Raw genomic sequence first — 10633 nt, 5'->3', positions numbered from 1 at the left:
TGCTGTTTGATCTCTTTGATCTCGCCAATGACGATTTTCCCCACTTGATAGGTTTTTGCTAGCTCGATTATTTTTCTGCTTGCTTGATGGAGATAATTCTGAAGGATATGATGTCGTTTCATTCGTAATTTCTGTATATGTTTGGTAGTACGGAATGCTTTTGCTCCCACCTGTTTCATTCGTATAGATTGGTAGTGTGCAATTCGTTGATTTATGTAACCATTGATGCTTTTTAATTGCTTGCCCCTGATGAGGTAATTATCTTTATCGTTTCACCTCCTCTTCCTATGATGATTATATCATAAGAAAAGGCGTTATGGAACATTTGTTTGTAATCAGTCAGCATTTATCTCCCACTTATAGAAGATGGGAGTCTTCTGCTAAGTAATGATAAAACCGCCGGGAATTCCAATCAGGGCCGCGATAAATCCGCCTACGGCCCCCAGTATGAGATACATTGTATATTTTGATAAATGATGGATCAAGCCAATCCCCTTACCCGTTTGCAGATTTCTTCTCCGACTTCCCGAGTGGTAGCTTTCCCGCCAATATCCGGGGTTTTGATGCCATCTCCAGTGACATCCTCCATCACCTTAAGGAGCTTTTTACCCAACTCATCTTCTCCAAAATGATCCAGCATCATTTTTGCCGTCCAAATCTGTCCAATGGGATTGGCAATTCCTCTCCCATAAATATCCGGGGCTGAACCATGGACCGGTTCAAACATGGAGGGATACTTTCCGTTCAGATTGATATTGGCTGCCGGAGCAATCCCGATACTACCCATGATTGCTCCTCCCAAATCGGTTAATATATCTCCAAACAAATTGCTGGCTACAATCACATCAAAAATATGCGGCCTGGTCACAAAAAAGGCAGCCAAGGCATCAATATGGTAGGATGCGGTATCCACATCGGGATAATCTTCCTTTACATCCTTGAAAACCAGATCCCAAAAAGGCATGGAGTGGAAAATCCCATTGGATTTGGTGGCACTGGTGACATGACCTCTTCTTTTCTTAGCCAATTCAAAGGCATATCTCATGGCCCTTTCTACCCCTTTGCGGGTAAAGACAGCATTTTGAATGGCCATTTCATCTTCTCCTTTATGAATCCGCCCCCCAATTTCACTATATTCCCCCTCACTGTTCTCCCTGACGACGATGATGTCAAAGTCATTTGGATTTACCAGAGGAGAAGTGACTCCCTTAAGTAATTTGGCCGGACGGATATTAATCACCTGTTCAAACTCCCGGCGAATTTTGATCAACAACCCCCACAAGGAAATATGATCAGGAATCAGTTTTGGATTGCCAATCGCCCCCAAAAAAATGGCCTCGAAGTTAGACAGGATGTTTAATCCATCCTTGGGCATCATTTCTCCATGCTCCACGTAATAATCACAACTCCACGGAAATTGGGTAAATTGAAATTTCAGGCCACCGTGGACGTCTGCTACTGTTTCAAGAACCTTTAATGCTTCAGGTACCACTTCTTTTCCAATCCCATCTCCAGGTATTACGGCAATTTCAAAAGTCCTCATTCTTTTCACCTCATTTATTATTGTTTTGAAACAATTGAAGGAGATGATTCATATCCCTCATCATGTGTTGAGACATGACGTGGGATGCCTTCTCCGGGTTTCTGTTTTTTAGTTCCGTTAATATGCCATGGTGATCACTTAATATGGTTCTTCCTCTGCTTTTCCCCTGAAAGTTATGAACTCGATAAAAATGGGTAAGGGCTCTAAGGGATTCAAGTTGAGTCTGCAAACGCCTATTCCTACTGAATTGAATAATCAAATCATGAAATTTGGCATTTTGGTTAATGGCTTCGTTAGGATCATTTTCTTCCAATGCTTTCTTTGTCAGCGATAAAACTTGTTCCAATTCTTCTATCTCTTGATCATTCACTTGAGAAGCAGCCAATGAGGCTGCCATTGATTCCAAGGCCATCCGACATTGGTAAATTTCTTTAATATCATGAAGGGATGGACGATAGACTAAAATTTGGGATTTCTGATCTAAAATAAGGAGACCCTCATTTTGGAGGGATCGAATCGCTTCCCGAACGGGACTTCGACTAATCCCAAATTCCCTAGCAATTTTCGATTCAAAAATACGTTCTCCAGGTTGAAATACCCCATCCATAATCATTTTTTTTAAAGAATAATAAATTTGTTCATATAGCGGAAGGGATTTCTCCACCTTAAAATAATTCAACGAATTCACCTGCCTATGCTTGTCGTCTGTCGACATTGTTAGAATTTTCTTATATTGTAAATGAAACCATTGACATTCGTCAATGGCTCAGATTGTTATCTTAATGAAGTCTTTATTTAAAAATTAATTCATGACCAATATATTTTTAAACTCCTCTGTGATAAGCGGAACAACCTCAAACAGGTCCCCAACGATTCCATAATCGGCCACTTGGAAAATAGGAGCTTCCGGATCCTTATTTATAGCAACGATCACCTTGGAGTTGGACATACCGGCTAAATGCTGAATGGCTCCAGAGATTCCGCAGGCAATATACAGGTCTGGAGTGATCACTTTACCCGTCTGCCCAATCTGTAAGGAGTAATCGCAGTATTCGGCATCACATGCCCCGCGGGAAGCTCCGACTGCACCGCCCAATAGATCAGCCAATTCCTGAAGAGGCTTAAACCCGTCAGCATTCTTCACTCCCCGGCCTCCGGAAACAACCACTTTGGCTTCAGATAAATCCACACCGGTGGATGCCTTGCGCACCACTTCCTTTACAACGGTACGTAAGTCCTTTATTTCTACAGAAAAGTTAACCACTTCTGCTGTTTTGCCTGCCTCCGGTTCATCCAGGGCAATGTTATTGGGACGAATGGTGGCAAAGATGGTTCCCTCCACCACTTTCTTTTTGGCAAAGGCTTTCCCGGCATAGATGGGACGGGTAAAAATCACTTCGTCTCCCTCTACAGAAATATCTGTGCAGTCAGAAATAAGTCCCAACCCTAACTTAGCCGCCACTCTGGGTGCCAAATCCCGGCCGATGGAAGTGTGCCCCAAGAAGATAACATCGGGTTTTACCGCATTGATTACTTGAACAAAGGACTGGGTATAGGCATCATTGGTATATTGTTTTAACTGCTCATGTTCCACTACGTATACTTTATCTGCGCCATATTGGGCCAATTTATCTGCTGCTGATCCATCTGCTCCAAACAATACCGCAGAAACATTTCCGCCATTGGACACTTTCTTGGCTGCAGACAGGGATTCCAAGGATACATTGCGCAATTGTCCATCTCTTGTTTCGGCAAATACCAATATATTTTTACTCACGGTTTCTTCCCCTTTTTTTCACTAAATGACTTTGGCTTCATTGCGAAGAAGCTGTACCAGTTCTTTTACCTGATCTCCAATTTCACCCTGAAGGATTTTTCCTGCTTCTTTTTTGGGTGGAAGATATTGATCAACCAGTTCCGTTTTACTATTGATGGCGGACGGATCTAATCCGAGGTCACCGGCGCTTAATCTTTCTAACGGCTTCTTTTTCGCCTTCATTATACCGGGTAAGGATGGATATCTTGGTTCATTTAAACCTTGCTGAGCCGTGACCAAAACGGGAAGCTGAACTTCGATCACTTCCGTATCTCCTTCTACATCCCTTTCTACACGGGCCTTGTTCCCTTCCACATCCAACTTGACAATGGTGGAGACATGAGGAATCCCTAATTCTTCGGCCAATCTTGGTCCAACCTGGGCAGAACCGTCATCCACCGCCATGTTTCCGGCAAGGATGATGTCGTATTCCCTTTGCTTGACAACGGCTGCCAATACTTTGGCAATGGTGTATTCATCTCCAAAGAGACTTTCATCATGGACAATCACCGCTTTATCTGCACCCATGGCTAAAGCTGTGCGAAGCGCAGATTCAGCCCGGGTTGGTCCAACGGTAATCACGGTCACTTCCCCACCGTGCTGTTCCCTTAATTTCAGGGCTTCCTCTACGGCATATTCATCATAGGGGTTGATGATAAATTCAACACCCTCTTCACTGATTTGGCCATCCTGTATGACGATTCTTTCTTCGGTATCGAAGGTTTGTTTTAGACATACAAGTATTTTCATGAATAATCCTCCTTCCGGTATTTTAGATATTTGTTAGACATTTCTTCTAAAAGGGTCTCTGCTTCCTCGATCATGTTCTTGATTAAATCATCAACAGATAAAATCTTGTCGATCATCGTTACAACCTGTCCCAGAGAAATAACCCCTTTGCTTAGGTCTCCGGTTTTAATCACTTTATTGTAAGCTTCTCCGCCGATGTAGGGTAATAATTCTTCTAAACCCGCCCCTTGTTCCTCTAACGCCAACACCTTTTCTGAGACTTCAGTTTTCATTACCCGAGCTGGCTTTCGCAAAGATCGTTTAATGATTACTGTTGCATCTTCATTTAATTTCAATACTTTTTCTTTAATTTTTGGATGTAGTGGATTTTCTTTTGTGGCCAAAAAACATGTGCCCATCTGTACACCTTCTGCCCCTAAGGACAATGCTGCCAATAAGCTTCGGCCAGAACAAAACCCACCAGCAGCAATAACCGGAATCGATACCTCCTTAACAGCTTGGGGTATCAAAGTCAGACTTGTCTGATCCGAAAGGCCTGGATGTCCTCCGCATTCATATCCTACAACAACTACCGCATTACATCCTAATTCCTCCGCTTTCTTGGCATAGCGGACGGATGGAACCACATGGACTACCTGAATACCAGCTTTTTTAAACAAAGGAATATATTTTTCTGGATTAGCTCCTGATGTAAAAACAATAGGAATCTTTTCTTCCAATACTCCTTCTACAAACTCATCCATTGATCTACGAATTCCAATAGTAAGGTTAACACCAAAAGGTTTAGCTGTTTTTTCTCGAACCTTGCGTATGTCCATTTTCATGTCATGTCTATCTCTATAACTTCCAGCAGTAATTAAACCGAGTCCTCCTGATTCAGAAACCGCTGAAACTAAAGATGACGTCCCTAATCCTTGGAGTCCACCTTGAATAATAGGATATTTTATTCCAAACATTTCTGTAATTTTCGTTTGTAACATATTCCCTACCTCTTTATATGATGATATAAAAATAACTTCATACTTTTAAAATTTATCAAACCATGTTTATCACTTCCGGATTGGCGATATGTTGAGGCTTTTCCCCATTTAAGAAACGAATAACATTATTGGCTATTACAGTTGAAGATAACCTCGCCGATTCTTCGGTTATCCCGCCAATATGGGGAGATATAACAACATTATCTAACTTGAAAAGGGGATGATTTGGACTAGGAGGTTCTTCAGAAAATACATCAAGACCAGCTCCAGCAATCTGTCTATTACTTAAAGCTTCTATAAGATCCGTTTCATTAACTACAGCCCCTCTGGCTGTATTGACAAAATAAGCACTAGGTTTCATTAGTGAGAAATACTTTCTATTTATCAATCCCCTAGTTTCTTCCGTAAGAGGAAGATGAACAGATATGATATCAGAATGACTAAAAATTTCAGAAAGATTTGTTATTAATCTCACTCCTAATTTGTTGGCTGCACTTATTTTTTCATCATCTACTCTTCTTACGTAACTTCTAACATTCATTCCAAGACCTAAACTGCATATTTTAGCAACATGTCGGGCAATAGAGCCCCAACCTACCAACCCTAATTCTTTATTTAGTAAATCGTGGGAAAATAATTGATCCCGAATTAAAAAATTTCCCTTACGAGTCTCCCTGTCAAACGGAAGAATCTTTTTATATAATGAAAAGAATAATCCCACAGCATGTTCAGCAGTAGATTTTGTGTTAACTTTTGGAGCATGTAATACAGCAATTCCTTTTTTTGTCGCAGAATCTACTTCTATGTTATCTAACCCAACTCCAGCACCTGAAATTACTTTTACTGAACTTGCTGCCTCTATAATTTCAGAAGTAATACGGGCTGGAGCACGTAAAATAATTCCCTTAATATCTTTGTGTTTTAACAGTAGAGAGATAATATGTTCTTGATCATATTGATTCGTTTTTATTACTTCAGCATGTTCATGTAAGATTTTTTCTCCATCTAAATGATACATCGATAAGATTTGTAAGATTTTCATCATTATTTACCTCCACTTATCCATATATGAACGAGATAAATATAAAGGGTATGAGCTGATATTACTAATAAAGCATGAACTCCATTCCATTTTAATGATACTTGTAACGGTTTTTTATTAATTAAGCTTGAAACAATGACATTGACAGGTGTAATAGGAGAAACGATTGTAGAAACTGACCAGGCACTCATAAGCAATAAAGCGAAAACAACTTTTTCTATACCTAAATCTGATGCAATAACGCTGGATGCTACAGAGATTAAAGTAACGATTTGATGGACCCCAAACAAAGCCAAAAGACTAGTAAGGATAATTGTTAAAATAATCATCAATAAAATTGAAGTTTCAGCTAAATATCTGAGACCATCATTTATAAGTAATCCGATAGATGTATTTGATAAAACTGCCCCAAAAAATCCTGCTGTCAAAAAAAGAATAACTTCATTTGATGTTCCAGGAACGATGTATTTTCGATAGTAATTTAAAGATTGAATAAACCTTCTAAATGATTTTAAATAAAGACTCCAAAAAAATGGAAAAATAAACACAGACAGTGCTACAATCATAATCATGTCCATCTGAAGCCAATATTCGAAGAAAAACACAATTGAAGTTAATATAGAAAAGGCTACAATTAACTCAAATATCTTCCATCGATTATTTTCATGGCTCTCTGTAATCTCAGGAAATTCTATTTTTTTTGCTTCTTTAATAAACAGTAAATTTCCAATAATCAGTTGTAGCAGTCCAAGTAAAATCCCGAAGGGAAGATAGCTTACTAATGGAATATCCACATAATAAAGAATAAGGAGTACAGCAGCAAAATAAGGTGACCAGGTAATAATAGACGTAAACCCGCGTATATATACCTTCCCTAAAAACTCTGCTGGAAGCTTTAGCTTTTTTAACATAGCATCAATTAATCGAATGGAACCCAAATTAACAACTGGTCCAATCATCTGAAAAACAATAGAAATAGATAGAAATAATAGATTAGGTTTGCTTCGATAACGATTCGTTATCGATTCTATGTTTGAATCATAGCCTCCTAATTTAATAGGTATTGTTAAAATGGGCACCAAAACTATTAAAGCCATTAATGGGAGATTTCGAATCATGCTTTGGGCCCATTCATCAATACCACTGTCTTTTCCCAATAAAATAAGTGTTCCAATAACCAGCATTAAACTGCCAAAAATTTTTGGAATACCTCGGGATATAGGAATGGAGATTATTATAACTAAAAGTGTTAATCCTGCTAAAATCTTTTCCCCATAAGGAAGGTTAAAGAAACGATCTAAAAAAAACAGGGCAATTATTGTAAGAATTAATCCACTACGCCATTCATTCACTTAAGGGCCACCTCTCACATATAGAACCTGCCCTGACACAAAATCAGATTCATCAGATGCAAAAAAAAGTACTGCATTTGCAATATCCTCAGGTTTGCCTGATCTTCTTAATGGAATCATTGCTTTCTTTTTTTCTACTAATTCTTCAAAGGATATTCCTAATCGTTTGGCAGTGGAACGAGTCATTTCTGTTTCTATGAATCCTGGCGCTACTGCATTGACCTGAATACCAAATGGGCCTAATTCTATAGCCAAGGTTTTTGTAAAACCTTGAATCCCTGCCTTGGCTGCTGCATAGTTTGCTTGACCACGATTACCTAAAGCAGAGGTTGAAGAGATATTTATAATTTTTCCCTGCTTTTGTCTAACCATATGTTTTTGAGCAGCCTGGCAGCAGATAAACGTTCCTTTTAAATGGACACTTATTACAGTATCCCAATCGTCGTCAGTCATTTTATGAACTAAATTATCTCGAATAATCCCTGCATTATTAACAAGGATATCTATATGCCCTTCTTTGTTAATGACATATTCTATATGTGTTTCTACATCTACCCTGGAAGTAACATCACCAACCAATGAATATACAGGAAGTCCTTGATTTTGAAGCTCATAAGAAGTTTTGTTTATTAATTCTTCATTTATTTCCATAACATAAACCCTTGCTCCCTCTTCAGCAAAACGAGCAGCTATCGCTTTGCCAATTCCTTGGCCTCCTCCAGTAACAAAAGCAACTTTATTTTTTAATCGTGACATATACTGAAACCCCTTTAAAAAGAATAGCTGGTCATAACTAAACCTGTAAATTTTCGATGATGGTAGTAATTCCTTGGCCTCCTCCTATACATAGAGATACCATCCCATACTTTTCTCCTCTTCGTTCCATTTCATGTAACAACTTTGTCATCAGAATAGCACCTGTTGCTCCAATAGGATGACCCAATGCAATTGCTCCACCATTTACATTTACTTTATCCAGATTTAGATTCAGCTCTTTTATAACTGATAAAGCTTGTGCAGCAAATGCTTCATTTAACTCAACCAAACCAATATCATCAAGAGTTAATCCTGCCATATTTAAAGCTTTTTTGGTGGCTGGTACTGGGCCAATTCCCATAATATCTGGAGACACTCCAGCTACGGCATGACCAATAATTTTTGCCTTTGGTTTTAAACCTCGTTTTTGAGCCGCTTCCTGGGACATTAATAAAGCAACAGATGCTCCATCATTTCTACCGCTACTATTACCAGCAGTAACAGTGCCATTTTCTTTAAAAACAGACTTTAATTGACTTAATTTATCGAGACTAGTTTGCCGCGGATGTTCATCGGTATCAAACATAATTACATCTTTCTTAACTTTGATTTCATAGGGTACTATTTCTTTTTTAAATACGCCATTGTTAATGGCTCGATGGGCAAGTTGTTGGCTTCTTAATGCAAATTCATCCTGCTCTTCCCTTGAAATGTTATATCTATCTGCTAAATTTTCCGCAGTTAATCCCATTGTTAGATTTCCATATACTTCAAATGGTTGTGAGCGAGGTTGACTTTCTGTATTTGGATCAAGAATTTCTCCATTTCCTGCACCAAACCCGTAGCGAGCATGACGGATATAATAAGGAGCTGTACTCATACTCTCTGCTCCTCCGGCGATTACAATATTAGATAAGCCGCATATAATTTGCTGAGCAGCATTATTGATAGCCTGAAGTCCTGAACCGCATTGACGATGGACGGTATAACCAGGGACTTCAACTGGTAATCCGGCCCGTAATAACGCTAATCTGCCTAAATTAGCCGAATCCGTACTTTGTTTAGCCTGACCTAAAATTACTTCGTCAACCTCATTTTTTTCTATTCCAGTACGGTTAATAATTTCTTCAATCACTTTTGCAGCAAGAAAATCTACTAGAACATCTTTTAAAGTTCCTCCCATTCGCCCTACTGCAGTACGAACAGAATCAATAATTACTACATTTCTCATATTTGTTCCTCCTATCTCTCATATTCCTTTTTTAATTGAGCAGCAATAATATTTTTCTGAATTTCGGATGTTCCTTCATATATTTTTGTAATACGGGCATCACGATAATAACGCTCAACTTGAAATTCTTTAATGTACCCCATTCCACCATGTACTTGGACCGCTTTATCTGCCGCTCGATTATATACTTCGGAACCAAATAACTTAACCATTGCTGCTTCTTTAATTACATTCATTTTTTGATCTGTCATCCATGCTACACGGTAAGTAAACCAACGAAGAGCTTCTATATCCATTGCCATTTCCGCAAGTAAATGTTGAATCGCTTGTATTTCGATGATGGGTTTTTCAAATTGGACTCTTTCTTGGGCATATTTGATACTCATTTCCAATAATTTTTGAGCAGAACCCAAATTTCTTGCAGCCAAGCCTGCTCTACCATTTGCTAAGATTTTCAAGGCATTTACGTAACCTTGCCCCTCTACACCCAGAACATTATCTGCAGGTACTTCCATATCTTCAAAGAATAGTTCTGCAGAATGGGAGCCACGTAACCCCATTTTCTCTTCTATTTTTCCAAGGCGAAATCCGGGAAAGTCTTTTTCAACGATAAATGAAGTAATACCTTTAGGACCTTTTTCCGGATCAGTTACAGCCATAACGGTAAATATATCTGCGATAGGAGCATTTGTGATAAAATGTTTTGAACCGTTAATAATATATTTATCTCCTTTTCGAACTGCTCTGGTTTTTAGATTATAAGCTTGTGAACCTGCACTTGGTTCTGTAAGAGCAAAAGCTCCAATTCTGTCGCCAGCAGCCATATCAGGTAAATATTTTTTCTTTTGTTTTTCATTTCCCATTTCCACAATTCCAACTGAACCAATACCAGTATGGGCTCCAACAACTGTTGTATAGCCATTATGAGTTTTTCCCAACTCTTCATAGATCGCGCACTTCCCTAGCATACTAATGCCCAATCCACCGTATTCCTCAGGAATACTTAATCCAAACAACCCCATTTCCTTTGACATATTCATAATTCTTTTAGGTATTTCATCACTTTCTTCAATTTCATTAGCTAATGGATCCACTTCGTCACGAACAAAATCCTTGACATTATTTTTTAGAAATAAAATTTCTTCAGAAAAATTAAAGTACAT

General features: G+C 38.7%; 10 protein-coding genes and 1 pseudogene. All 11 read right to left on the bottom strand.

From position 1 onward, the window contains the following. Positions 1-257 (bottom strand): annotated as a pseudogene (locus L1765_RS16215) (transposase); the annotation flags it as partial. Positions 258-481: 224 nt separating this feature from the next. After that, the gene (locus L1765_RS12960; RefSeq protein WP_236407909.1) at positions 482-1543 is read right to left on the bottom strand and encodes a tartrate dehydrogenase; all 1062 of its coding nucleotides are present in this window, start codon (positions 1541-1543) and stop codon (positions 482-484) included. Between the two features lie 10 nt (positions 1544-1553). Beyond that, complete coding sequence (locus L1765_RS12955) at positions 1554-2222, bottom strand: GntR family transcriptional regulator (protein WP_236407908.1); 669 nt, start codon at positions 2220-2222, stop codon at positions 1554-1556. 123 nt (positions 2223-2345) lie between these two features. Continuing rightward, on the bottom strand, positions 2346-3320 hold the full coding sequence (locus L1765_RS12950) for an electron transfer flavoprotein subunit alpha/FixB family protein (RefSeq protein ID WP_236407907.1): 975 nt from the start codon (positions 3318-3320) through the stop codon (positions 2346-2348). Between the two features lie 21 nt (positions 3321-3341). Next, on the bottom strand, positions 3342-4109 hold the full coding sequence (locus L1765_RS12945; protein ID WP_236407906.1) for an electron transfer flavoprotein subunit beta/FixA family protein: 768 nt from the start codon (positions 4107-4109) through the stop codon (positions 3342-3344). Then, complete coding sequence (locus tag L1765_RS12940; protein ID WP_236407905.1) at positions 4106-5089, bottom strand: NAD(P)H-dependent flavin oxidoreductase; 984 nt, start codon at positions 5087-5089, stop codon at positions 4106-4108. The genes L1765_RS12945 and L1765_RS12940 overlap by 4 nt, the downstream gene beginning before the upstream one ends. A 55-nt stretch (positions 5090-5144) precedes the next feature. Further along, complete coding sequence (locus tag L1765_RS12935) at positions 5145-6131, bottom strand: hydroxyacid dehydrogenase (protein WP_236407904.1); 987 nt, start codon at positions 6129-6131, stop codon at positions 5145-5147. Between the two features lie 2 nt (positions 6132-6133). Next, positions 6134-7483: a hypothetical protein gene (locus L1765_RS12930; RefSeq protein WP_236407903.1), complete on the bottom strand. Its 1350-nt coding sequence runs from the start codon at positions 7481-7483 to the stop codon at positions 6134-6136. Beyond that, on the bottom strand, positions 7484-8239 hold the full coding sequence (locus L1765_RS12925) for an SDR family NAD(P)-dependent oxidoreductase (RefSeq protein WP_236407902.1): 756 nt from the start codon (positions 8237-8239) through the stop codon (positions 7484-7486). Positions 8240-8276: 37 nt separating this feature from the next. Next, the gene (locus L1765_RS12920; protein WP_236407901.1) at positions 8277-9470 is read right to left on the bottom strand and encodes a thiolase family protein; all 1194 of its coding nucleotides are present in this window, start codon (positions 9468-9470) and stop codon (positions 8277-8279) included. An 11-nt stretch (positions 9471-9481) separates the two neighbouring features. After that, the gene (locus tag L1765_RS12915) at positions 9482-10633 is read right to left on the bottom strand and encodes an acyl-CoA dehydrogenase family protein (protein WP_236407900.1); all 1152 of its coding nucleotides are present in this window, start codon (positions 10631-10633) and stop codon (positions 9482-9484) included.

Source organism: Microaerobacter geothermalis (genome assembly GCF_021608135.1).
Classification (GTDB): domain Bacteria; phylum Bacillota; class Bacilli; order DSM-22679; family DSM-22679; genus Microaerobacter; species Microaerobacter geothermalis.
This window is presented reverse-complemented; position numbering and strand designations above follow the sequence as displayed.